Below are 22,016 nucleotides of genomic sequence, written 5' to 3'. Positions count from 1 at the left end.
GGGTCGAACGACGCCATCTCCCACCGCTGGTACGCGGTGAGGGTGCCCACGCGATCGCTCGCCGAATCAGACATACGCGTCTTCCGCCTTGCCGCCGATCGCGATCTGGCCGCTCTCGGCGAGGTTGCGCACGATCTGCAGGATGCGGCGCTGCTGCGTCTCGACTTCGGACACACGCACCGGGCCGCGCGCGTCGAGATCCTCGGCGAGCAGTTCGGCCGCGCGCTGCGACATGTTCGCGAGGAACTTCTGGCGCAACGCGGGCGGCGCGCCCTTCAGCGCGACGATCAGCGTTTCCGACTCGACTTCCTTGAGCACCATCTGGATCGCGCGATCCTCGAGGTCGAGCAGGTTCTCGAACACGAACATCTGGTCGATGATCTTCTGCGCGAGATCGGCGTCGTACTGGCGCACGCTTTCGAGCACGCCTTCCTCGTGCACGCTCGTCATGAAGTTCAGGATCTCGGCCGCGGTGCGGATGCCGCCCATCGGGCTGCGCTTCAGGTTGTCGCTGCCGGACAGCAGGCCCGTCAGCACGTCGTCGAGTTCGCGCAGCGCGGCCGGCTGGATGCCGTCGAGCGTCGCGATCCGCAGCAGCACGTCGTTACGCAGCCGTTCGGTGAAGCACGACGCGATCTCCGAGGCCTGGTCGCGGTCGAGGTGCACGAGGATCGTCGCGATGATCTGCGGATGCTCGTTCTTGATCAGCTCGGCCACCGCGCCCGAATCCATCCACTTCAGGCCCTCGATGCCGCTCGTGTCGCTGCCCTGCAGGATGCGGTCGATCAGCACGCCGGCCTTGTCCTCGCCGAGCGCCTTCGTCAGCACCGAGCGGATGTACTCGCTCGAATCGAGCGACAGCGCGGTGTGCTGCTCGGCTTCCTTCACGAAGTCCTGCAGCACGTCCTCGACCTGCTCGCGCGTGACGTTCTTCAGCGCGGCCATCGCGGCGCCGATCTTCTGGACCTCGCGCGGCGCGAGGAACTTGAATACCTGCGCGGCCTCTTCCTCGCCGATCGACATCAGCAGCAGCGCGCTCTTGGTCAAGCCTTCAGCGTTCATCGGACACCCAGTTCTTCACGACGGTGGCGACGATCTTCGGATCCTGGCGGGCGATCGTGCGCGCGTAGTCGAGGTTGCGTTCGTAGCGGTTCTTCTCGTTTTCGAAGCCGAGCAGCAGCGGGTCCGGTTCCTCCGCCGCCTTGTCCGGCGCTGGCAGGCCGTCGAGCGCGACCGCGTCTTCCGGCGCCGCGAGCGCCGGCGCGGCCGGCTCGGGCGGCGGGAATGCGCGGCGCATCGCCGGGCGCACGAACATGAAGTACAGCGCCGCCGCGGCCGCCGCGATGCCGAGCCACTTCGCGGCTTCCTTCGCCATCGCGATCATGTCGGGCTGGCGCCACCACGGCAGGTCGGCGTACGGGTCGCTCACGGTCGAGAACGCGCTGTTCACGACGTTCACCGAGTCGCCGCGCTTCTCGTCGTAGCCCATCGCGTCCTTCACGAGCTGCTCGACCTGCGCGAGCTTCGCGGGCGGCAGCGGCTGCATCGTCACGTGGCCCTTCGCGTCGGCGACCGGCTGGTAGTTGACGACGACCGCGACCGACAGCCGCTTCACGCTGCCCATCGGCTGTTCGGTATGGCGGATCGTCTTGTCGAGCTCGTAGTTGGTCGTCTGGTCCTTGCGGTCGCTGACCGGCGTGGTCTGCGGCGCGTTCTGGCCGTTGCCGGCGACGATCGGCGCGGAGGCCGGCTGCGGCGGCGTGTTCGACAGCGCGCCCGGCACGCCCGACGCGCCGCCCTGCGCGAGCTCGGTCGCGCTGCTGGTCTGCTGGCTGCGGATCGCGGCTTGCTGCGGCGTGCCGTTCGGGCCGTAGCTTTCCGACGTCTGCTCGATCTTCGAGAAATCGAGATCGGCGCTGACCTGCGAGCGCGCGTTGCCGGCGCCGAAGATCGGCGCGAGGATCGCGTCGATGCGCTTCTGCGTGTTGTGCTCGACCTGCTGCACATACTTGAGCTGGCTCGCGTCGAGGCCGGAAGCGGACGCGGTCTGGGTCAGCAGGTTGCCGTCCTGGTCGACGATCGTCACGTTCTTGGCCGGCATGTCGGGCACGCCGGACGACACCATCCGCGTGATCGCCTGCACCTGGCCCTCGTCGAGCACGCGGCCCGGGTAGAGGTCGACGAACACCGACGCGCTCGGCGCTTCCTTGTCGCGCACGAACACCGACGGCTTCGGGATCGCGAGATGCACGCGCGCGCCGCGCACGGCGTTGATCGATTCGATGGTGCGCTGCAGCTCGCCTTCGAGCGCACGCTGGTAGTTGATCTGCTCGGCGAACTGGCTGATGCCGAATTTCTGGTTGTCCATCAGCTCGAAGCCGACCGAGCCGCCCTTCGGCAGCCCCATCGCGGCGAGCTTCAGGCGCGTCTCGTGCACCTGGTTCGACGGCACGAGGATCGCGCCGCCGGCATCGGCGAACTTGTAGGGAACGTTTGCCTGCTGGAGCGCGGCGATGATCGCGCCGCCGTCGCGGTCCGACAGGTTGCTGTACAGCACGCGGTAGTCGGGCGCGCGGCTCCACAGCACGAGCGCGGTGATCGCGGCGATCGCGAACGCGACGGCGATCACGAACGGCAGCTTCGGGTTGCCCTTCATCCGCGAGATGCCGGGAATGCGTTCCGCGAAGCCGCCCAGCCCGAAGTCCGCGCCTGCGCCACCCGCGCCCGGCAACGCGGCGGCCGCGGCGGCGCCGGGCGCCGGGCTGAGGCCCGCGCGGGCGTCTGGGTTGATCAGCGAGTTGGCCTGCGAATCCATGCGTCGAGTTTCTCCGGAGCGGGACGACTGAGCTCGCTCGGACGAGCGGGCGGACAATGACACGATGCGATTATCGTGACCGGGGGCGCACTCCGATCGACCGAAAAGAGCGGGGTTTCCCCCGTACTTTCGCGGCTTTGACGCGCGCCGCGCTGCTATCCTTTTTCGCGATCCGGCATGGTGCGCGTGGTGCGGCGCCGGCGGGTCGCCCGGTGCGTCCGGGTCTCTTCTCTATGTCTGGGGACAGCATGACTGCGAACGTCAGCGGAATCGGTTCGGTGTTGCAACAGATGCAGTCGATGGCCGCGCAGGCGTCCGGCGGCGTCGCGAGCCCGACGGCGGCGCTGGCCGGCTCGGGCGCGGCGACGGCCGGCACGTTCGCGAGCGCGATGAAGGCATCGCTCGACAAGATCAGCGGCGACCAGCAGCACGCGCTCGGCGAGGCGAAGGCGTTCGAGGTCGGCGCGCCGAACATCTCGCTGAACGACGTGATGGTCGACATGCAGAAAGCCAATATCGGCTTCCAGTTCGGGCTCCAGGTCCGCAACAAGCTAGTGAGCGCTTACAACGACATCATGCAGATGTCGGTGTGAGGGGACGGCCATCCGGCGACGGCCATCCGGGGTCATCCGCGGACGGTTCAGGGCCTGCCGAACGAGTCCGGCGAGCCGGCATCGCAGGCCCGGCGGCGGCCCCCCGCGCACCTAAAGCTTTTCAAATCCCTTCCGATAACTCCGGTGAAGGCCGCGCCGTGCAACGCACGGCGGCGGCTCCCGTATAGCAGGCAATAACAAGGAGAAGCGCATGTTTTCCCCAGGACACGCTGGAGCCAGTGCGTACGCGCGTGTCGGCGTCGAGACCGGGGTGATGGGCGCCTCCCCGCACCGGCTGATCGCGATGCTGTACCAGGGCGCGCGGCAGGCGATCGCGCTGGCGCGCATGCATCTGCAGCAGGACAACGTGGCCGGGCGCGGCGAGGCGATCGGCAAGGCGATCCGGATCGTCGAGAGCGGCCTGCAGGCGTCGCTGAACCGCGACGCGGGCGGCGAGATCGCCGACCGGCTCAATGCGCTGTACGCGTATATCGGCCGGCGCCTGCTGGAAGCGAACGCGCAGGCGAGCGACGCGATGCTGGTCGAGGTCGACGGCTTGCTCGCGACGCTCGAGGAAGCATGGACGGGCATCGCCCCGGAAGTCGCGCGGATGGCCGCGCAACAGGTAGCGGAAGCATCACGATGAATCACAAGGCCGAATACTTCGCGCGTTACGAGGCGCTCGCCGCAGTGTCGGGCCGGATGCTGTGCGCCGCGCGCGGCGCCGACTGGAGCGCGTTGCCGGGGTTGCAGGCCGAATTCATGCAGCTTGTCGACGGGTTGAAGGAGGCCGATCCGGGCGTCGCGCTCGACGAATCGGATCTCGGCCGCAAGCTCGACCTGATCCGCCGCATCCTGGCCGACGACGCCGCGATCCGCGATCTCGCGAGCCCGGACGTCGCGCGGCTGTCCGCGCTGTTCGAGGCGCGGCGCTCGACCCAGGTATTGACCGATCTCTACCGCGCGCGCGGGTAGGGCCGGGTTCCGGGAGACGGGCGCGAAGCGTCCGGGCCCGGTGCCGCACGCGGCGCGCGCTGTTCCCGCGGGCGGCACCGGCGTGCCGAACCCGGATTCGCAACGATGTGGCTGATATAAGCAGGCTCCGATCATGACCGGTATCGACTCCGTTGCGGCCGCGCTGCTGGCGAGCCGCCTCGACAGCCTGCTGACCGGCACCGTTTCGGCGCCCGCCGGCGGCGGCGCCACCGCGCAGGTCGGCACGCCGGGCGCCGGCGCATCGTCCGCGCCGCCGGCCGGCAGCCCGCCCGCCGCGCCGCCGGCTTCCACGCAGACCGCGCTGTCCGAGGTCGGGCGCGTGCTCGACGCGATCTCGCGCTCGGGCGGCGATGCGACACCGGCGATCGTCGGCCGGCTGCCGCTGCTGGCCGATCCCGCCGTGCTGCTCAGCGATACGCCCGTGCCGGCGCGTGCGCCGGCGGTGTCCGGTCCCGCCGCGCCTGCCACGCCGGCTTCGGCTCAAGCGTCGTCCGTCGCGGCCGCGCGCGATGCGCTCGCGCCGCCGCCGGTCGCGGCGCTGCGTGCGGCGCTCGCGCAGGCCGTGAGCGAAAGCGGCCTGTTCTACGAATCCCATCTCGCACAGTGGCTGGCCGGCCAGCGTCCGCTCGCGGCGCTGATGCGGGAGCCGCAGGCACGCCTCGCGACCGCGCTCGCGCCGGTCGACCCGGAAGCCGTCCCGCACGCATCGCCCGACGTGCTCGATGAACTGCTCGCGCAGCGCCCGCCGCTGTCGGCCGCCGCGCGGGCAAGCGCGCAACCGCCGGCGCAGGGCGGCGCACCCGCGCGCGAGCCCGCGCAGCCCGCACTTGCGGCGGCCCGGCAGGGCGCGTCGCTGCCGTCCGACCCGGCCGATCCGCTGGCTGCGCACGCCGATGCGCGCTGGACGCCCGCGCGTGCCGAGCTGGCTGCCGCGTCGCCCGATCCGCAGCCGCCGCTCGCGACCGTGCATCCGGCCGCCGTGCCGCTCGTTCGGCAACAGCTCGACGCGCTCGCGACCGACCAGTTTCGCTGGACCGGCGAGGCGTGGCCCGGCGCGCGGCTCGACTGGACGATCGAACCCGACGAGCCCGGCCACCGTGCGCCGCGCGGCGGCGGGGACGACGACGCGGGCGACGGCATCGCGTGGCGCACGCGCCTGACGCTGACGCTGCCGTCGCTCGGCACGGTCGATGCCGAGCTGGTGCTGAACGGCGCGCAACTCGTCGCGCGGCTGCGCGCGAACCAGACGGGCGCCGACCGTCTCACGCGTAACGAAGCCGCGCTGCGGCAGCGGCTCGAAGGCTCGGGGCTCAAGGTGGGCGGGCTGTCGATCCGTGCGGTCGACGACGGGCCGGACGGCTTCGACCTGTTCGCCGCGCAGGCCGCCGCCGCCGCGTATGCGCGCGGCGCGGCCGGCGGCGCCGACGTGCGGGTGCCGGGCGACGATGACGAGGCGCTGCCATGAGCACGACGTCCCGCAAGCGTGCGGCCGCGCTCGTCTACGACCCGAAAGGCGGCGATGCGGCGCCGCGCGTGGTCGCGAAGGGCTACGGCGTGCTCGCCGAGATGATCGTCGCGCGCGCGCACGATGCGGGGCTGTACGTGCATACGGCGCCGGAGATGGTGTCGCTGCTGATGCAGGTTGATCTCGACGACCGGATTCCGCCGCAGCTTTACCAGGCGGTCGCTGACCTGCTCGCGTGGCTGTACGCGCTCGATCGCGCCGAACCCGCGCCGGACGACGCCGCGCCGCGTTTCCCGCTGCCGCCGTTGCGCTGAAAGGCCCGCCGACGGGCGGATTATTACGAAATGCTGTCCGATGCTTGCGGGATCATTCTGTCGGTATCTGCCATCGATCGATCGTCATCGCAAGGCAACGCACGCCTTTCCTTCTCGTTCTCGCGCACCCCGGCCTTGTCGCTTCGTATGCGTATGGATTGAGCCGGCGGTCGATTTATGTAATGATATCCATTCTCATTTTCATGCTGCCCGGGCGGCGCGCACTCCCTGCGCGCCGCCCGTCGTTTTGAACGAATGGATACTTTCGCGTGAACGCGCCCGAAACGATCGACCCGCCCAAGACGGGCATGCCGCGCGCCGGCGTCACCGTGCTGCACCCGGCGGGCCGCCCGCTGAGCGACGACGAACTGGCCGCGCGCCGCCAGCGCTCGCGCCGTGCGACCTTCATCAAGTGGCTGCGCAAGGTGCACGGCTGGGTCGGGCTGTGGGGCGCGGTGCTCGGGCTGCTGTTCGGCGTGACCGGCATGCTGCTGAACCATCGCGCGCCGCCGCTGAAAATTTCGACCGGTGAGCCGCAGGTCGAGGAGATGCAGATCGCGCTGCCCGATCCGGTGCCGAAGACGCCCGCCGCGATGACGAAGTGGCTGCAGCAGGAGCTGCAGTTCGACGGCAAGCCGGGCCGCATGCGCAAGGAGCCCGCGCAGGCCGTCGCATGGGGCGACAAGCGCGTGATGCAGCCCGAGCACTGGCAATTCGGCGTGTTCGGGCCGCACCAGAACCTGCAGGCCGAGTATTGGGTCGGCAACGGCTACGTGTCGGTGAAGCGCACCGGCAACACGTTCCTGACGACGCTGAACAACCTGCATCGCGGTGTCGGGATGAATCTCGGCTGGGTGCTGCTGATGGATACGATCGCGGGCTCGCTGATCCTGCTGTCGCTGACCGGCGTGCTGCTGTGGACCGAGCTGAACAAGCGCCGCACGGTCGGCGTCGTGCTGGTGGTCGGTTCGGTTGCCGCGGCGCTGGCCGCCGGCCTGACCTGAGCGCGGGTCGCGCCGGGGTAGCGGCCGGCGGGCGTGATCGCCCGCCGCCGCCGCGGGTCAGAGGCCGCAGGCCGCGCCGCTGTTCGCCGCGATTTCGCGCGCGGCCTTCGCGCCTTCGACCTGCAGGATCGTCGGCAGCGACACGTTGTTCTTCGCGGCGGTGATCTCGGCGAGGATCGAGATCGCGATTTCCGGCGGCGTCCGGCTGCCGATGTAGATGCCGGCCGGCCCGTGCAGCCGGGCCAGTTCCACTTCGTTCAGATCGAATTCGCGCAGGCGCTCGCGCCGCGCCGCGTTGTTGCGCCGCGAGCCGAGCGCGCCCACGTAGAACGCGGGGGTCTTCAGCGCCTCCATCAGCGCGAGATCGTCGAGCTTCGGGTCGTGCGTGAGCGCGATCACCGCCGAACGCGCATCGAGCTTCATGTCGAGCACCGTATCGTCGGGCATCGTGTGCACGACGCGCGTGCCCGGCACGTCCCACGCATCCGTGTATTCGTCGCGCGGATCGCAGACCGTCACCTGGTAGTCGAGCCCGACCGCGATCTGGCACAGATAGCGCGACAACTGGCCGGCGCCGATCACGAGCATCCGGTAGCGCGGCCCGTGGATCGTCACGAGGCGTTCGCCGTCGAACGCGAGCCCGTCGGTCGCCTGCGCGGGCGACAGCGACGCGCGGCCGGTCGCGAGCGTCATCGTGCGCGTGACGAGGCGGCCGGCCTCGACTTCCGCGCACAGTGCGGCGATCCCGCTGTCGCGCGTGAGCGGTTCGAGCACCAGCTGGATCGTGCCGCCGCAAGGCAGCCCGAAGCGGTGCGCTTCCTCGGCGGTCACGCCGTACTTGAGCGCTTCCGGGCGCGCATCGGCCGCGATGCCGCTCGCATGCACGCGGGCGATCAGGTCGTCCTCGATGCATCCGCCGGACACGGAGCCGACCACCAGGCCGTCCTCGCGCACGGCGAGCATCGCGCCTTCGGGGCGCGGCGACGAGCCCCACGTCTTCACGACCGTCACGAGCAGCACGCGGCGCCCTTCTTCGAGCCAGCGCGCGCTGGATTTCAGTACATCGAGATCGACGCTTTCCATCGTTTTTTCCTGTTGCCGGACGGCCCGCCGGGCGGCGCCGTCATTCGATGGCCGGATTATGAACCGCCCGGCGCGCGCGTGCAGGCGGCGCGGCGGCGGGGGCGGGCAAATCCGGACGATCGGGCAAGAGATCGCGACGATCGGACACTGATCGCGCGGCGGCCGAGGGTTCGGGAGAGGGGGCGTGCGGAGCCGGGGCGGTTCCGCGTGGGGTTCGTCATCGCGCGCCGCGGCGGCGCGCGATGACGGCGCTCAGTGCGCGTCGGGGTGGCCGTGCGCGAGCTTCGAGTGGTGTCGCGAGTACAGTGCGTAGATCACGAGGCCGATCACGAGCCAGATGCCGAACGCGGCCCACGTGACGGGCTGCAGGTTCAGCATCAGGAACAGGCACGATGCGACCGCGAGGATCGGCACCACCGGCACGCCCGGGCAGCGGAACGCGCGCGGCAGTTCGGGGTGGGTGCGGCGCAGCACGAGCACGGCGATCGACACCATCGAGAATGCCGCGAGCGTGCCGATGTTGATCAGCTCGGCGAGCACGTTGAGCGGCACGAGCGCGGCGATCAGCCCGAAGAACAGGCCGACCAGCCAGGTGGTCAGGAACGGCGTCGCATAGCGCGGATGCACGCGCGACAGCGCGGCCGGCAGCAGCCCGTCGCGCGACATCGCGAAGATCACGCGCGTCTGGCCGTAGCTCATCACGAGGATCACGGTGAGCATGCCGAGCACCGCGCCGAGATCGATGAAGCCCGCGACCCACTTCTCGCCGGCGACCTGCAGCGCGTACGAGATCGGGTGCGAGATGTTCGCGTACTGGGCCGACGGCACGATGCCGGTCGCGACCGCGGCGACCGTCACGTACAGCACCGCGCACACCGCGAGCGACGCGATGATGCCGATCGGCAAATCGCGCTTCGGGTTCTTCACTTCCTCGGCCGCCGACGACACCGCGTCGAAGCCGATGAACGCGAAGAACATCACGGCGGCCGCGCCGAACACGCCGTTCCAGCCGTGCGGCATGAACGGCTTCCAGTTCGCGGGCGTCACGTGGAACAGGCCGACCGCGATCACCAGCAGCACGACCGACACCTTGATGAACACCATGATGTTGTTGATGCGGGTCGATTCGCGGATGCCGATCGACAGCAGCGTCGTGATCACGATCATCACGAGGAACGCGGGCAGGTTGAACCACGTGGTGACGCCCGGCACCGCGCCGGGCGCGGCCGTCAGCACGGTCGGCAGCGACAGCCCGAAGCCCTGCAACAGCGACTGCAGGTAGCCCGACCAGCCGACCGACACGGCCGACGACGCGAGGCCGTACTCGAGCATCAGGTCCCAGCCGATGATCCACGCGACCAGCTCGCCGAGCGTCGCGTACGAATACGTGTAGATCGAGCCGGCGACGGGGATCGTCGACGCGAACTCCGCGTACGACAGCGCGGCGAGGCCGCACGCGATCGCGGCGATCACGAACGACAGCATCAGCGCGGGGCCGGCCTGGACGGCGCCGGTGCCGGTCAGCACGAAGATGCCGGTGCCGATGATCGCGCCGATGCCGAGGAAGGTGAGGTCGATCGCGCCGAGCGCTTTCTTGAGCCCGGCGGCTTGCGCGCCGGCGATCATGCGATCGACGTTTTTCTTGCGGAAGAGAGACATTGCGGATGAATCGCCAGCGCGCGCAGGCACGGCGCGTTGACTGAGTGAAAACCCATAATTTTAGCTGATTTGGCGTGCAAGCCCCGCTGCGGCGCCGCGGTGCGCCGTGGAATCGTCCGATAAAACAAGCGCTTGCGCCCGGAGCGGGCGCGGTTGGGCGCGGCGCGGCGTGCGCCGCGTCGCGGGATCGGACGAATTCGAATGGGCCGGGGGGGCTCAGGCGCCGGCCGTGGGCGCCATGTCGACGAGCCGGTTGCTCATCACGTAGAACGTGAGTTCCGCGTTGTTGGACAGCCGCATCTTCTCGAGCAGCCGCGACCGGTACACGCTCACCGTCTTCACCGACAGCGACAGCGTGTTCGCGATATCGGTGAGCCGCTTGCCGGACGCGAGCATGCAGAGCGTCTGATATTCGCGATCGGACAGCTTCTCGTGCGGCAGCGGTTCGTTCTCGAACGACACGTATTCGGCGAGCGCCTCGGCCATCGCGGGGCTCACGTACTTGCGCCCGGCCGCGACCTGCTGGATCGCGCCGATCATCTGCGCGGCGTTGACCGTCTTCGACAGGTAGCCGGCCGCGCCGGCCTTCAGCGCGCGCACCGCGTACTGGTCCTCGCGGTACATCGAGAACATCAGCACCGGCGTGCGCGTCAGCTTGCGCTTGAGGCGCTTGAGCACCTCGATGCCGTTCGTGTCGGGCAGCGAGATGTCGAGCAGGATCACGTCGAATTCCTGCTTGTCGACGGCCGCCATCGCGTCGCCGCCGTTCTCGGCCTCGGTCACGTCGCGCGCGACGCCGCGGTCGATCAGCAACTGGCGGATCCCTTGCCGGACGATCGCGTGATCGTCCACGAGCAGGATGTTCAGGCTCATCGCGACCTCACGAAAGCGACGTGCGGCGTGCCGCGACGGGCACCGCGAGCAGCGAATCCCACGCGAAGCGCGCGGTGACGCGCGTGCCGCGACCGGTTGCCGGCGTGGCCGTCTCGAAGCTGCCGCCGAACGCCTCGCAGCGCGCGCGCATGCCGGCGAGGCCGTAGCCGCTGCGGCGATTGCGCGCGAAACCGGTCCCATCGTCGGTGACACTCAGCGACAGGTGCGTGCCGTCGGTGACGATCCGCACGTCGATCGACGTCGCGCGGGCGTGTTTCGCGACGTTCGACAGCGCTTCCTGCGCGACGCGGAACACCGCGAGCGCGCCGGCGCCGGCGATTTGCGTAAGGCGCGCGTCGGCCGCGCACACGAAGCTCGTGCGCAGGCCGGTGCGCGCCGCATGGGTGTCGATCCACGACGACAGCGCGCCGACCACGCCTGCGTCGAGCGCCGGCGTGTCGCGCTCGTCGATCAGCCGGCGATTCGCGTCGGTCGCGGCGTCGAGCGCCTGCTGCGCCAGCGCCAGCGCGCGCAGGCAGCCTTCCGGCGCATCGGCCGGCAGCCACGTTTGAACGTTTGCGAGCGCGAAGCGGGCAGCGGTCAATTCGGCGCCGAGCCCGTCGTGCAGCTCGCCGGCCAGATGGCGGCGGGCCGCTTCGTCGGCGGCGAGCAACTGGGCGGAAAGTGCCGCGATCCGTGCGGCGGACGCGTCGCGTTTCGATGCGACGTCGGCCAGGGGCGAAGTCGCGGCGCAGCCGGGCATGCGCTGCCGCGACGGGAACGGGGCGTGGGCGCCCGAGGGCGCGTTAAGCGACGTATCCATGACTCTCCCTGCTGTCAGAAAGCGGTTCAGACACCGGCTGGTTGCGTGCACCGGCTGCCGTTTCGATGACGGTCGCCGCCAGAGAATCGCTCCATGCCGAGGTAACAAAAGTTACGTCTTGTAACACTTGCATCCGACCCTTCCACTCTCATCCGAACGGCAACCACGCGCGGCGAATAATATCTCAAAATTTCTGAAAAGGTCATGTCGGGCGGACATTTAAGGGTAAATGTGAATAATCGGAATGAACCTGTTGTAGGAAAAACACTGACACCCGAACACCGGGCGATGACGTATCCAAATGTAACTATTTGAGATGGAATGGTCCCAGTTTGTTACGAATTCGCCAAGTCCGGACGAAAAAAAACCGGAGCTTTCGCTCCGGTTCTTGATGCGGCACAAATTCGGGGATCGATCAGTCCACGAATGCGCGCTCGATCACGTAGTGACCCGGCGCGCTGTTCTTGCCTTCGACGAGGCCGGCCTGCTTCAGCAGGTCGGTCGTGTCCTTCAGCATCGCGGTGCTGCCGCACAGCATCACGCGGTCGTTTTCCGGCGAGAAGGCCGGCACGCCGAGATCCGTGAACAGCTTGCCCGTCGCGATCAGGTCGGTGATCCGGCCCTCGTTGTCGAACGCTTCGCGCGTGACGGTCGGGTAGTAGACGAGCTTTTCCTTGATGATGTCGCCCAGGTACTCGTGGCCCGGCAGGTCGTGCTTGATGTAGTCCATGTACGCGAGCTCGCCCTTCAGGCGGCACGTGTGGGTCAGGATCACCTTGTCGAAGCGGTCGTAGATGTCCGGATCGCGGATGATCGACATGAACGGCGCGAGGCCCGTGCCCGTCGACAGCATCCACAGCGTCTTGCCCGGCAGCAGGTTGTCGGCGACCAGCGTGCCCGTCGGCTTCTTGCCGATCAGCACCGTGTCGCCCACCTTCAGGTGCTGCAGGCGCGACGTCAGCGGGCCGTTCTGCACCTTGATGCTGAAGAACTCGAGATGCTCCTCGTAGTTCGGGCTGACGATCGAATAGGCGCGCGCGAGCGGCTTGCCGTCGACTTCGAGGCCGACCATCGTGAATTCGCCGTTGTTGAAGCGCAGGCTCGCCTCACGGGTGCAGGTGAAGCTGAAAAGCGTGTCGGTCCAGTGATGGACGGATTGGACGGTGGCGGTGTCGTATTTGCTCATGGCTTTGAAAACGGACGCGCGTGGCGAACGCGTGTAACGGGCCCAAAAACGGGCAAAAAACCGAGTGCGACGGCCCGATCGCGGATCGGCCGGCCGGCGCGTCGGACACGCGCCTTCTCGATGACAGACGTTTGAGGAACTCGTTATTTTACCCTGTTGACGCGGATCGCGGGCTTGACCCCCGCGGCTGCGCGGATTTGGCGCAACAGATCCTTTCAATATGCTTTCCATGATCGGCTGCGCGTGTCGCGGCGAGTGCGGCGTGCTCCGGCAGCGCCGTGACCGGGGGCGCCGCGGGACCGCGGGCGCTACTGCGGATCGAGGCGCAGGCGCGCGATGTACGGCAGGTGGTCCGACAGCCACGCGGCTTCGCCGGACGGCGCACGCCATTCGAGCGGCGTCAGCCCGCGCACGAACATCTTGTCGAGCGCGAGCGCCGGCGAGAACGCGGGGAACGTGCGGCCCGATTCGCCGAGCAGCGTCGCGACCTCGGACAGCCCGATCTCGCCGAACAGCGCGACCGAATCGTTGCGCCAGTCGTTGACCGCGGGCGCTACTGCGGATCGAGGCGCAGGCGCGCGATGTACGGCAGGTGGTCCGACAGCCACGCGGCTTCGCCGGACGGCGCACGCCATTCGAGCGGCGTCAGCCCGCGCACGAACATCTTGTCGAGCGCGAGCGCCGGCGAGAACGCGGGGAACGTGCGGCCCGATTCGCCGAGCAGCGTCGCGACCTCGGACAGCCCGATCTCGCCGAACAGCGCGACCGAATCGTTGCGCCAGTCGTTGAAATCGCCGGCGAGCACGAGCGGATCGTCGCCCGCGTTGCGCACGATCCAGTGCGCGATCCAGTGCATCTGGCGCAGCCGCGCGGCGCGCGTGAGCGCCAGGTGCGCGCACAGCAGCGTGACCGGGCGGGCGCCCGCAAGCGTCGCACGGGCGACGAGCAGCCCGCGCCGCTCGAAGCGGTGCGCGGAGATGTCCCAGCGGCCGCCGAGATCGAGCGGATGCGGCGACAGGATCGCGTTGCCGTGCCGCCACGACGGCTTGAACACGTTCGGCCCGAGCGCGATCTGCCAGTCGAGCGCCTGCGCGATCTCGGTGGCCTGGCAATGCCACACGTCGTCGACCGTGTCGTCCATCGGCGCGCCGAAGCCCGGTGCGAGCATCGGGCGCGGCATGCGGCGCGCCATCGCTTCCTGCAGGAAATACACGTCGGCGTGGGTCGACTGCATCCAGTCGCGCATCGCGTTCCACGCGGTGAAGCCGAGCGGCGAGCGGCCCTTGTGCAGGTTCCAGCTGACGGCGGTGATTTCGTCGGGCGCGGCGTGCGGTTCGGCGAACGGCAGGGAGAGAGCGTCGGCGGACATGACGCTCAGTCCTTCGCGACGTGCGCGCGCACGCGGTACACGAGATGCGGATGCTGCTCGACGAGCGTCCAGTCGGTCCACGCCTCGCCGCCGACCGACAGACCGGGGTGGCTCGCGACGATCTGCCGCGGCGACGCGGGCACGCACGGATCGCCGCGCGTCGCGTTTTCGTCGTCGAGCGTTTCCTGCACGTCGAGCCCGAGCGACACGGTGTTCGCGTTGGCGTCGACGGCGAGCGGGGCGACCGTCACCGAGCGCGAGCGCTCGGTCGGCACGACGCGCGCGGCATTGCCGCAGCCCACCGGCACGGATGACGGATAGCGATGGGTATCGGTGCGGGACTGGCCCACGGTGGTGTTTTGCTGGAACGTGTCGATCGTCTGACCGTCGCGCACCACCTGGATTTCCCATGCGACGACGGCCGGCGCGGGGCTCTGCGCATGGGCGGCGAGCACGACGCTCGCAAGCAGGACGGCCAGGCCGTGTTTCAGCATGAAACGTCTCCGGAAACGCGGGATAGCGGGGAACGGACGCACATCTTACGCCCGATCGATTTCGGTCGCGATGTGACGGGACGCGCCGCGACGGGTTCGCAGCACGATGCGGTCCTGCTCGACAGGTAAGGACGCGTCATGCGTTTTCAAGCGAAAAAGCGCGCGAACTCGGCGACGCTCGCGCGCTCGGTGACGAGGCGGTTCTCGATCGCGTCGGGGTCCGCATGGCCGAGCGACATGCCGCAGACGAGCTGCTCGTTGGCCGGAATGTCGAGATGTTCGGCGACGATCCGGTGAAACGGCACGAACGCGGCCTGCGGGCAGGTGTCGAGGCCGCGGGCGCGCGCGGCCGTCATCACGCCTTGCAGGAACATCCCGCAGTCGAGCCAGGCCCCCAACGTCATCACGCGGTCGAGCGTGAAGAACAGCGCGACCGGCGCATCGAAGAAACGGAAATTGCGCGCGTGTTGCGCATGCATGCGCGCCTTCTCGTCGCGGCCGATGTTCAACAGGCCGTACAGGTCCCAGCCGACCTTGCGGCGCCGGTCGATATACGGCGACACCCATTCGCGCGGGTAGTAGTCGTATTCGGCGACGTATTTCTCGTCGCGCGCGGGATCGTCGTAGGCCGCGGTGAGCGCGGCGGCGAGCGCGTCGCGCGTGGCGCCCGTCGCGACGTACACGCGCCACGGCTGGATGTTGGTGCCCGACGGCGCGCGGCTCGCGGCTTCGAGGATCGCCTCGAGCGTGTCGCGCGGCACGGGCGTCGGCAGGAACGCGCGGATCGCGCGGCGCGACTTGAGCGCGGCGTCGACGGTATCGACGGAACGGATCGCGTCGGCGTCGACGCGCGGGGAAGCAGTGGGGACGGACATCGGCAACTCTTCGGGCGAGGCGTCTGGCGCGGTGCGGGAGCAGCGTGTGCGCGGCGCGCGAACGCCAGCGGCGCGCCCGGCGCGAGCGTCGTGAACTGTCGATCATACGCCGCGGCGCACGACCGTGCAGCGCGGGCGCGCTGTTAGCAGCAGACTCCCCCGGCTGCTTGCTTGCACGGCGATGCGGGATCGCTACACTGAAATCGTAAGGGTCTGATGAGTGTGTGACGGCAAGGCAGCGAGGTTGGTATGACGACGGCGATGGTGAAACAGGAACTGGCGGTGGCGTCCTTCAGCACGGTGTACGACCTCGAGCAGGTCGAGACGGCGCTGGGCGACCTGAACGAGAGCGCAAGCGACGCACTGCGCTCGACCTACGAGAAGATGCTCAAGACGGGGAATCTGCGCTTTTGCGTGAAGCCGAACCGGATGCCGTCGTTCGACGCGCTCGGCGAGGCGTTGCCGAATTTCGGCGAGCCGCTCGACGACGTGCGCAAGCAGATCGCGCTGTGTCTCGAAACGGACGACCGGCTCGAACTGATGCCGATCCTGCTGCTCGGGCCGCCCGGGATCGGCAAGACGCATTTCGCGAAGGCGCTCGCGCAACTGCTCGGCACCGCGTACCACTACGTGCCGATGAGTTCGCTGACGGCCGGCTGGATCCTGTCGGGCGCGTCGTCGCAATGGAAGAACGCGAAGCCCGGCAAGGTGTTCGACGCGCTCGTGAACGGCAGCTATGCGAACCCGGTGATCGCGGTCGACGAGATCGACAAGGCCGGCAGCGATGCGCAATACGATCCGCTCGGCGCGCTGTATGCGTTGCTCGAGCACGACACCGCGCGCGCGTTCGTCGACGAATTCGCGGAAGTGCCGATCGACGCGGGCAACGTGATCTGGATCGCGACCGCGAACGACGCGCAGGCGATTCCGGAGCCGCTGCTCAACCGGATGAACGTGTACGAGATTGCGCCGCCCGATGCAGCCGGCGCACGCCGGATCGCGCAGACGATCTACGACGAGATCCGCACGTCGCATGCGTGGGGGCGGCGCTTCCCCGAGACGCTCGGCGACGATGCGCTCGACGTGCTGGCCGCGACGCCGCCGCGCACGATGCGCCGAGCGCTGCTGCACGCGTTCGGCGCCGCGCGGCTCGACGGTCGCGACGCGATCGGGCCGGCCGACATCCGCGCCGACGAAGGCGCGGCGAAGCGCCGGCCGATCGGCTTCTGACGCGGCCACGCGCGCCCGGCCGCGGCGCGCGTGGCATTCGTCGCATTCGTGGCCGCATCGTTGTCTGCGCCACCGTCCGCATCGCCGCGACGCGATACGTCGGCGTTCGGCAAGCGGGCGAACCGGGACGTACAATTCTTCTCTCTCCCTTCGACGCGCGAGCAGCGCGAAAAGCCATGGAGCAGACGGATTGTGTCGTGATCGGCGCGGGTGTCGTCGGTCTGGCGATTGCGCGCGAACTGGCCGCGCGCGGGCGTGAAACGATCGTGCTGGAGGCGACCGACGCGATCGGTACGGGCACGAGTTCGCGCAACAGCGAGGTGATTCACGCGGGGCTTTACTATCCGCGCGGGTCGCTGAAGGCGATGTCGTGCGTGCACGGGCGCGACCTGCTGTACGAATTCTGCGAGACCCATCATGTGCCGCACCGGCGTACCGGCAAGCTGCTCGTCGCGACGAGCGCCGCGCAGGTGAAGCAGTTGAAGGCGATCGCCGCGCGCGCCGCCGAAAACGGCGTGCTCGACCTGCTGCCGCTCACGCGCGCCGAGGCGCAGACGCTTGAGCCCGCGCTCGAATGCGTGGAGGCGCTGTTCTCGCCGTCGACCGGCATCGTCGACAGCCACCAGCTGATGCTCGCGCTGCTCGGCGACGCGGAGCGCGACGGCGCCGTGTGCGCGCTGCACGCTCCGGTCGAGTCGATCGACGTGCTGCGTGGCGGCCGCTTCATCGTGCGCACCGGCGGCGGCGCGCCGGCCGAGATCGACGCCACCTGCGTGATCAACAGCGCGGGGCTCGGCGCACAGGCGCTCGCGCGCCGCACGCGCGGCCTCGATCCGCGCTGGGTGCCGCCGCTTTATTTCGCGCGCGGCAATTATTTCAGCCTGTCGGGCCGTGCGCCGTTCTCGCACCTGATCTATCCGATGCCCGATCGCGCGGGGCTCGGCGTGCACCTGACGCTCGATCTTGGCGGGCAGGCGCGCTTCGGCCCGGACGTCGAGTGGTGCGATTCGCTGCGCTACGAAGTCGATCCGGCGCGCGCGGGCGCGTTCTACACGTCGATCCGCGCGTTCTGGCCGGGCTTGCCCGACGATGCACTGCAGCCGGCGTACGCGGGTATCCGGCCGAAGCTCGCGGGGCCCGGCGAGCCGCCGGCCGACTTCATCGTGCAGGGGGCCGCGCAGCACGGCGTGCGCGGACTCGTGAACCTGTTCGGCATCGAGTCGCCGGGGCTCACCGCGTCGCTCGCGCTCGCGCAGCGGGTGGGCGACATGGTGTCGCGCGCGTGATGCACGGCCCGCGTCCGTGCGGGCCGGCCGCGCGAAACCCGTGTGAAATCCCTTATCTCCGGCATTTCGGCGCGCACATTTATTCGCTTGGGCGTTATTCTGTCGAACGGCCGTCGCCAGAACGGCTTTCAAACCAATAACGTTGGAGCGAGTCCCCCTATGAAAGCAACCCGTCGGAGTTTCCTGATTACGAGTATTGGTGCCGTGTCCGCGCTGGCACTGTCGCGTGAAGCGCTGGCCGATGCGCCGATGCTGTCGGAAACCGATCCGACCGCGGCGGCGCTCGGCTACAAGGCCGATGCCACCAAGGTCGACAAGACGAAGTATCCGAAATACGCAGCGGGCCAGGATTGCGCGGCCTGCATGCTGTACCAGGGCAAGAAGGGCTCGACGTCGGGCCCGTGCGGCGCCTTCCCCGGCAAGCAGGTCGCGGCGAAGGGCTGGTGCAGCGCATTCTCGAAGATGGGTTGAGGCCGGTGCGGCATCGTGCGATGCCGCATTGTGGCGAAAACCGCAAAACGCTCGCTGTCGTTCGATGGCGAGCGTTTTTTATTGCTTGAAAACGGTTCCGGCGCTTTCTACACTCGCTGCACACCTGCGCGGCGCGGCATGCCCGCGCGCCGCGCCGCCCGACACGGCGAATTCACGAGGACGAGGCACGCATGGCGACGATTGCGAATTCAACGAAAACGATCCGGCCCGAGCGTGCGCTGAACCGGCGCGCGGTGGCGGCCGCCGTGATCGGCAATGCACTCGAGTGGTACGACTTCACGGTGTTCGGCTTCATGACGGTCGTGATCGCCGAACTGTTCTTCCCCACCTCCAGCGAATACTCGTCGCTGCTGCTGACCACCGCGACGTTCGGCGTCGCGTTCTTCATGCGCCCGATCGGCGGCATCGTGTTCGGGCTGTACGCGGACCGCGCGGGCCGCAAGGCCGCGCTGTCGCTCGTGATCCTGCTGATGACGGCCGGCATCTTCCTGCTCGCGATCGCGCCGCCCTATGCGGCGATCGGCATCGGCGGGCCGATCCTGATCGTGCTCGGCCGCCTGCTGCAGGGCTTCTCGGCGGGCGGCGAATTCGGCAGCTCGACCGCGCTGCTGATCGAAGCGGCGCCGTTCTCGAAACGCGGTTTCTACGGCAGCTGGCAGATGGCGAGCCAGGCGGCCGCGCTGCTGATCGGCGCGCTCGTCGGCGCGGCCGTCACGCGCGGGCTGTCGCACGACGCGCTGCGCAGCTGGGGCTGGCGCGTGCCGTTCGTCCTCGGGCTGCTGATCGGCCCGATCGGCTTCTACATCCGCCGCCATCTCGCCGATTCCGAAGCGTTCCTGCATGCGCAGCAGAACGCGCGCCGCGCGACGCTCGGCGAAGTGTTCACGCGCCACCCGCGCGAGGTGCTGTGCGGGCTCGGCTCGGTGATCGCGCTCACCGTGACGATCTACGTGCTGATCAGCTACCTGCCGACCTTCGCGGTGAAGCAGCTGAAGCTGCCGTATGCGGAATCGTTCTACGCGGTGATCATCGGCAACCTGCTGCTGATGGTGCTGTCGCCGATCGCGGGCGCGTGGTCGGACCGCATCGGCCGCAAGGGGCTGTCGCTGTGGTCGCTCGTGCTGACGCTCGCGCTGATGTACCCGCTGTTCGCATGGCTCGACGCGGCGCCGAGCATCGGGCGGCTGATCGCGGTGCAGGCCGTGCTGTCGGTGACGCTGGCAGGCTACTACGGGCCGTTCGGCGCGATGATCGCCGAGCTGTTCCCGGCCAACGTGCGCTCGACCGGGCTGTCGATCGCGTACAACGTCGCGGTGATGCTGTTCGGCGGCTTCGGCCAGTTCATCGTCACGTGGCTGATCAAGGTCACCGGCACGCCGCTCGCGCCGACCTACTACGTGATGGCGGGCCTCGCGCTGTCGATCGTCGCGGTCGCGTTCGTGCCCGCGCGCAGCGCCGACCTCGATGCGCCGGCGTGACGACATGACGATTTGAGGGCGGTCATCGAATCGTTTCGCCAAACGCAATGATGTGATGCAGAACGCGGGGAAACGGTGTGTCGCCCCTTCGCGTTCGCACCCGAATTGTTTAGTCGTCGAACGAAACATGCCGCGAAATGGACGGAATTGTCGCTCGCGCGCGTGGTTGCATTTTTTACCCACACTAAAAATCGGCAAAAACCCGGCGGGCGTATAGAAGAGTTTTTTCTCCAGCTTGTTGCAGCATCGTTAGCTCAAGTAATATCCGCGTACGCCGGCTCCCTGGCGGGACCGGTTCCGATCTGGAGACCTGGAGGAAACATGGAATACAACCGTCTGTTGCACACCCTGCGTGTTACCGCCATGGCAGGCGTGGCAGCGGCATCGCTCGGCGTCGCGGGTTCTGCATTCGCACAGATCCCGAACAAAACGCTCGTCTACTGCTCAGAAGGCAGCCCGGCGGGTTTCGATTCCGCGCAATTTACGACCGGCGTCGACTTCACCGCCGCCACGTTCACCGTCTACAACCGCCTCGTCGAATTCGAGCGCGGCGGCACGAAGGTCGAGCCCGGCCTCGCCGAGAAGTGGGACGTGTCGTCCGACGGCAAGGTGTACACGTTCCACCTGCGCCACGGTGTGAAGTTCCATACGACCGACTTCTTCAAGCCGACGCGTGAATTCAATGCGGACGACGTCGTGTTCTCGTTCCAGCGCATGCTCGATCCGAACAATGCGTTCCGCAAGGCGTACCCGGTGTCGTTCCCGTACTTCACCGACATGGGTCTCGACAAGCTGATCACGAAGGTCGAGAAGGTCGATCCGTACACCGTGAAGTTCACGCTGGCCGAGCCGAACGCGCCGTTCATCCAGAACATGGCGATGGAATTCGCGTCGATCCTGTCGGCCGAATACGGCGACCAGCTGATGAAGGCCGGCCGTGCCGCCGACATCAACCAGAAGCCGGTCGGCACGGGGCCGTTCATCTTCCGCAGCTACACGAAGGACGCGACGATCCGCTTCGATGGCAATCCTGATTACTGGAAGAAGGGCGAAGTGAAGCTGTCGAAGCTGATCTTCTCGATCACGCCGGATCCGGGCGTGCGCGTGCAGAAGATCAAGCGCAACGAATGCCAGGTGATGAGCTATCCGCGCCCGGCCGACATCGCGACGCTGAAGGCCGATTCGAACGTCGACATGCCGTCGCAGGCCGGCTTCAACCTCGGCTACCTCGCGTACAACGTCGAGCACAAGCCGGTCGACAAGCTCGAAGTGCGTCAGGCGCTCGACATGGCGATCAACAAGAAGGCGATCCTCGAGTCCGTCTACCAGGGCGCCGGCCAGGCCGCGAGCGCGCCGATGCCGCCGACCCAATGGTCGTACGACAAGAACCTGAAGATGGCGGCCTACGACACCGCGAAGGCGAAGGCGCTGCTCGCGAAGGCCGGCTTCCCGAACGGGTTCGAGATCACGCTGTGGGCGATGCCCGTGCAGCGCGCGTACAACCCGAACGCCCGCCTGATGGCCGAGATGATCCAGGCCGACTGGGCGAAGATCGGCGTGAAGGCGAAGATCGTCACGTACGAGTGGGGCGAGTACATCAAGCGTGCGCACGCGGGTGAGCAGGACACGATGCTGATCGGCTGGACGGGCGACAACGGCGATCCGGACAACTGGCTCGGCACGCTGCTCGGCTGCGAAGCGATCAAGGGCAACAACTTCTCGCACTGGTGCTACAAGCCGTTCGACGAGCTGGTCCAGAAGGGCCGCACGACGACGGGCCAGGACGCGCGCACGAAGCTCTACACGCAGGCCCAGCAGATCTTCGCGCAACAGCTGCCGTTCTCGCCGATCGCGAACTCGACGGTCTACCAGCCGGTGCGCAAGAACGTGGTCGACATGCGTATCGAGCCGCTCGGCTATGCTCGCTTCGACGGTGTCGGCGTGAAGTAATACGGCCCGTATAAGCTGTCGCGAAGACCGG

At 68.3% G+C, this 22,016-nt stretch carries 21 protein-coding genes and 2 pseudogenes; 11 read left to right on the top strand and 12 right to left on the bottom strand.

Annotation, left to right across the window (positions count from 1 at the left end; all coding sequences use genetic code 11):
- The 3 genes and pseudogenes from H0X95_RS25340 to fliF form a co-directional block, all read right to left on the bottom strand.
- A pseudogene (locus H0X95_RS25340) lies at window positions 1–74 on the bottom strand (flagellar assembly protein FliH); the annotation flags it as partial.
- Entirely contained in the window at window positions 67–1,062 is a 996-nt protein-coding gene (gene fliG / locus H0X95_RS25335; protein WP_006484813.1) for a flagellar motor switch protein FliG, read from the bottom strand. The gene fliG and the pseudogene H0X95_RS25340, both read right to left, overlap by 8 nt.
- Complete coding sequence (fliF, locus tag H0X95_RS25330) at window positions 1,052–2,815, bottom strand: flagellar basal-body MS-ring/collar protein FliF (protein ID WP_006495531.1); 1,764 nt, start codon at window positions 2,813–2,815, stop codon at window positions 1,052–1,054. Before fliF ends, fliG begins: the two co-directional genes overlap by 11 nt.
- 248 nt (window positions 2,816–3,063) lie before the next feature.
- On the opposite strand from fliF, the gene fliE reads away from it, so the two are divergent.
- The 6 genes from fliE (at window position 3,064) to H0X95_RS25300 (ending at window position 7,187) form a co-directional block, all read left to right on the top strand.
- Complete coding sequence (fliE, locus tag H0X95_RS25325; protein ID WP_006486991.1) at window positions 3,064–3,408, top strand: flagellar hook-basal body complex protein FliE; 345 nt, start codon at window positions 3,064–3,066, stop codon at window positions 3,406–3,408.
- Between the two features lie 211 nt (window positions 3,409–3,619).
- On the top strand, window positions 3,620–4,054 hold the full coding sequence (gene fliS, locus H0X95_RS25320) for a flagellar export chaperone FliS (RefSeq protein ID WP_006486995.1): 435 nt from the start codon (window positions 3,620–3,622) through the stop codon (window positions 4,052–4,054).
- The gene (locus tag H0X95_RS25315; protein ID WP_006486993.1) at window positions 4,051–4,383 is read left to right on the top strand and encodes a flagellar protein FliT; all 333 of its coding nucleotides are present in this window, start codon (window positions 4,051–4,053) and stop codon (window positions 4,381–4,383) included. The genes fliS and H0X95_RS25315 overlap by 4 nt, the downstream gene beginning before the upstream one ends.
- 133 nt (window positions 4,384–4,516) lie before the next feature.
- Entirely contained in the window at window positions 4,517–5,869 is a 1,353-nt protein-coding gene (gene fliK, locus H0X95_RS25310; RefSeq protein WP_059720859.1) for a flagellar hook-length control protein FliK, read from the top strand.
- Entirely contained in the window at window positions 5,866–6,183 is a 318-nt protein-coding gene (locus H0X95_RS25305) for an EscU/YscU/HrcU family type III secretion system export apparatus switch protein (RefSeq protein ID WP_058901893.1), read from the top strand. The genes fliK and H0X95_RS25305 overlap by 4 nt, the downstream gene beginning before the upstream one ends.
- Window positions 6,184–6,452: 269 nt before the next feature.
- A complete protein-coding gene (locus H0X95_RS25300; protein ID WP_059720860.1) occupies window positions 6,453–7,187 on the top strand; it encodes a PepSY-associated TM helix domain-containing protein in 735 nt (244 codons plus the stop codon).
- A gap of 57 nt (window positions 7,188–7,244) precedes the next feature.
- Here the strand turns inward: H0X95_RS25300 and H0X95_RS25295 are convergent, their stop codons facing one another.
- From H0X95_RS25295 to H0X95_RS25255, 9 genes and pseudogenes are all read right to left on the bottom strand, one after another.
- Window positions 7,245–8,270 (bottom strand): XdhC family protein, encoded by a 1,026-nt coding sequence (locus H0X95_RS25295; RefSeq protein WP_006482029.1) that lies wholly within the window; start codon window positions 8,268–8,270, stop codon window positions 7,245–7,247.
- A gap of 252 nt (window positions 8,271–8,522) precedes the next feature.
- Window positions 8,523–9,929, bottom strand: coding sequence for an amino acid permease (locus H0X95_RS25290; RefSeq protein ID WP_006492936.1), 1,407 nt, complete (start codon window positions 9,927–9,929; stop codon window positions 8,523–8,525).
- Window positions 9,930–10,145: 216 nt separating this feature from the next.
- Window positions 10,146–10,802, bottom strand: a complete 657-nt coding sequence (gene rqpR, locus H0X95_RS25285) for a response regulator transcription factor RqpR (RefSeq protein ID WP_006477530.1) — start codon at window positions 10,800–10,802, stop codon at window positions 10,146–10,148.
- Between the two features lie 7 nt (window positions 10,803–10,809).
- On the bottom strand, window positions 10,810–11,625 hold the full coding sequence (gene rqpS, locus H0X95_RS25280) for a quorum system sensor histidine kinase RqpS (RefSeq protein WP_058901892.1): 816 nt from the start codon (window positions 11,623–11,625) through the stop codon (window positions 10,810–10,812).
- A 415-nt stretch (window positions 11,626–12,040) separates the two neighbouring features.
- Complete coding sequence (locus H0X95_RS25275) at window positions 12,041–12,811, bottom strand: ferredoxin--NADP reductase (protein ID WP_006482027.1); 771 nt, start codon at window positions 12,809–12,811, stop codon at window positions 12,041–12,043.
- A gap of 308 nt (window positions 12,812–13,119) precedes the next feature.
- Window positions 13,120–13,353 (bottom strand): annotated as a pseudogene (locus H0X95_RS25270) (endonuclease/exonuclease/phosphatase family protein); the annotation flags it as partial.
- A gap of 11 nt (window positions 13,354–13,364) precedes the next feature.
- Complete coding sequence (locus tag H0X95_RS25265; RefSeq protein ID WP_006482036.1) at window positions 13,365–14,180, bottom strand: endonuclease/exonuclease/phosphatase family protein; 816 nt, start codon at window positions 14,178–14,180, stop codon at window positions 13,365–13,367.
- A gap of 5 nt (window positions 14,181–14,185) precedes the next feature.
- Window positions 14,186–14,674, bottom strand: coding sequence for a hypothetical protein (locus H0X95_RS25260; protein ID WP_006482033.1), 489 nt, complete (start codon window positions 14,672–14,674; stop codon window positions 14,186–14,188).
- 146 nt (window positions 14,675–14,820) lie between these two features.
- Window positions 14,821–15,549: a nitroreductase gene (locus H0X95_RS25255; protein ID WP_006495524.1), complete on the bottom strand. Its 729-nt coding sequence runs from the start codon at window positions 15,547–15,549 to the stop codon at window positions 14,821–14,823.
- 249 nt (window positions 15,550–15,798) lie between these two features.
- Between H0X95_RS25255 and H0X95_RS25250 the strand changes: the two genes are divergently transcribed.
- From H0X95_RS25250 to H0X95_RS25230, 5 genes are all read left to right on the top strand, one after another.
- Window positions 15,799–16,779: an AAA family ATPase gene (locus H0X95_RS25250; protein ID WP_006495523.1), complete on the top strand. Its 981-nt coding sequence runs from the start codon at window positions 15,799–15,801 to the stop codon at window positions 16,777–16,779.
- Window positions 16,780–16,955: 176 nt separating this feature from the next.
- The gene (locus H0X95_RS25245; protein WP_006489140.1) at window positions 16,956–18,065 is read left to right on the top strand and encodes an NAD(P)/FAD-dependent oxidoreductase; all 1,110 of its coding nucleotides are present in this window, start codon (window positions 16,956–16,958) and stop codon (window positions 18,063–18,065) included.
- Window positions 18,066–18,224: 159 nt separating this feature from the next.
- Window positions 18,225–18,536 (top strand): high-potential iron-sulfur protein, encoded by a 312-nt coding sequence (locus H0X95_RS25240; RefSeq protein ID WP_012492346.1) that lies wholly within the window; start codon window positions 18,225–18,227, stop codon window positions 18,534–18,536.
- Window positions 18,537–18,727: 191 nt separating this feature from the next.
- Window positions 18,728–20,035: an MFS transporter gene (locus H0X95_RS25235; RefSeq protein WP_006489148.1), complete on the top strand. Its 1,308-nt coding sequence runs from the start codon at window positions 18,728–18,730 to the stop codon at window positions 20,033–20,035.
- 321 nt (window positions 20,036–20,356) lie between these two features.
- Window positions 20,357–21,985: an ABC transporter substrate-binding protein gene (locus H0X95_RS25230; RefSeq protein WP_006489145.1), complete on the top strand. Its 1,629-nt coding sequence runs from the start codon at window positions 20,357–20,359 to the stop codon at window positions 21,983–21,985.
- Window positions 21,986–22,016: the final 31 nt, after the last annotated feature.

This window comes from Burkholderia sp. 9779_493, assembly GCF_015712215.1.
In the GTDB taxonomy this organism is placed as follows: Bacteria; Pseudomonadota; Gammaproteobacteria; order Burkholderiales; family Burkholderiaceae; genus Burkholderia; species Burkholderia cenocepacia.
This window is presented reverse-complemented; position numbering and strand designations above follow the sequence as displayed.

Excerpts from the sequence above, each read along its gene's own strand:
- H0X95_RS25275 (WP_006482027.1), bottom strand. The coding sequence starts at position 12,811 with ATGAGCAAATACGACACCGCCACCGTCCAATCCGTCCATCACTGGACC.
- H0X95_RS25265 (WP_006482036.1), bottom strand. The coding sequence starts at position 14,180 with ATGTCCGCCGACGCTCTCTCCCTGCCGTTCGCCGAACCGCACGCCGCG.
- H0X95_RS25235 (WP_006489148.1), top strand. The coding sequence starts at position 18,728 with ATGGCGACGATTGCGAATTCAACGAAAACGATCCGGCCCGAGCGTGCG.
- H0X95_RS25260 (WP_006482033.1), bottom strand. The coding sequence starts at position 14,674 with ATGCTGAAACACGGCCTGGCCGTCCTGCTTGCGAGCGTCGTGCTCGCC.
- H0X95_RS25255 (WP_006495524.1), bottom strand. The coding sequence starts at position 15,549 with ATGTCCGTCCCCACTGCTTCCCCGCGCGTCGACGCCGACGCGATCCGT.
- H0X95_RS25230 (WP_006489145.1), top strand. The coding sequence starts at position 20,357 with ATGGAATACAACCGTCTGTTGCACACCCTGCGTGTTACCGCCATGGCA.
- fliE (WP_006486991.1), top strand. The coding sequence starts at position 3,064 with ATGACTGCGAACGTCAGCGGAATCGGTTCGGTGTTGCAACAGATGCAG.
- H0X95_RS25245 (WP_006489140.1), top strand. The coding sequence starts at position 16,956 with ATGGAGCAGACGGATTGTGTCGTGATCGGCGCGGGTGTCGTCGGTCTG.
- fliF (WP_006495531.1), bottom strand. The coding sequence starts at position 2,815 with ATGGATTCGCAGGCCAACTCGCTGATCAACCCAGACGCCCGCGCGGGC.
- rqpS (WP_058901892.1), bottom strand. The coding sequence starts at position 11,625 with ATGGATACGTCGCTTAACGCGCCCTCGGGCGCCCACGCCCCGTTCCCG.
- rqpR (WP_006477530.1), bottom strand. The coding sequence starts at position 10,802 with ATGAGCCTGAACATCCTGCTCGTGGACGATCACGCGATCGTCCGGCAA.
- H0X95_RS25290 (WP_006492936.1), bottom strand. The coding sequence starts at position 9,929 with ATGTCTCTCTTCCGCAAGAAAAACGTCGATCGCATGATCGCCGGCGCG.
- H0X95_RS25250 (WP_006495523.1), top strand. The coding sequence starts at position 15,799 with ATGACGACGGCGATGGTGAAACAGGAACTGGCGGTGGCGTCCTTCAGC.
- fliS (WP_006486995.1), top strand. The coding sequence starts at position 3,620 with ATGTTTTCCCCAGGACACGCTGGAGCCAGTGCGTACGCGCGTGTCGGC.
- H0X95_RS25240 (WP_012492346.1), top strand. The coding sequence starts at position 18,225 with ATGAAAGCAACCCGTCGGAGTTTCCTGATTACGAGTATTGGTGCCGTG.
- H0X95_RS25295 (WP_006482029.1), bottom strand. The coding sequence starts at position 8,270 with ATGGAAAGCGTCGATCTCGATGTACTGAAATCCAGCGCGCGCTGGCTC.
- fliK (WP_059720859.1), top strand. The coding sequence starts at position 4,517 with ATGACCGGTATCGACTCCGTTGCGGCCGCGCTGCTGGCGAGCCGCCTC.
- H0X95_RS25305 (WP_058901893.1), top strand. The coding sequence starts at position 5,866 with ATGAGCACGACGTCCCGCAAGCGTGCGGCCGCGCTCGTCTACGACCCG.
- fliG (WP_006484813.1), bottom strand. The coding sequence starts at position 1,062 with ATGAACGCTGAAGGCTTGACCAAGAGCGCGCTGCTGCTGATGTCGATC.
- H0X95_RS25315 (WP_006486993.1), top strand. The coding sequence starts at position 4,051 with ATGAATCACAAGGCCGAATACTTCGCGCGTTACGAGGCGCTCGCCGCA.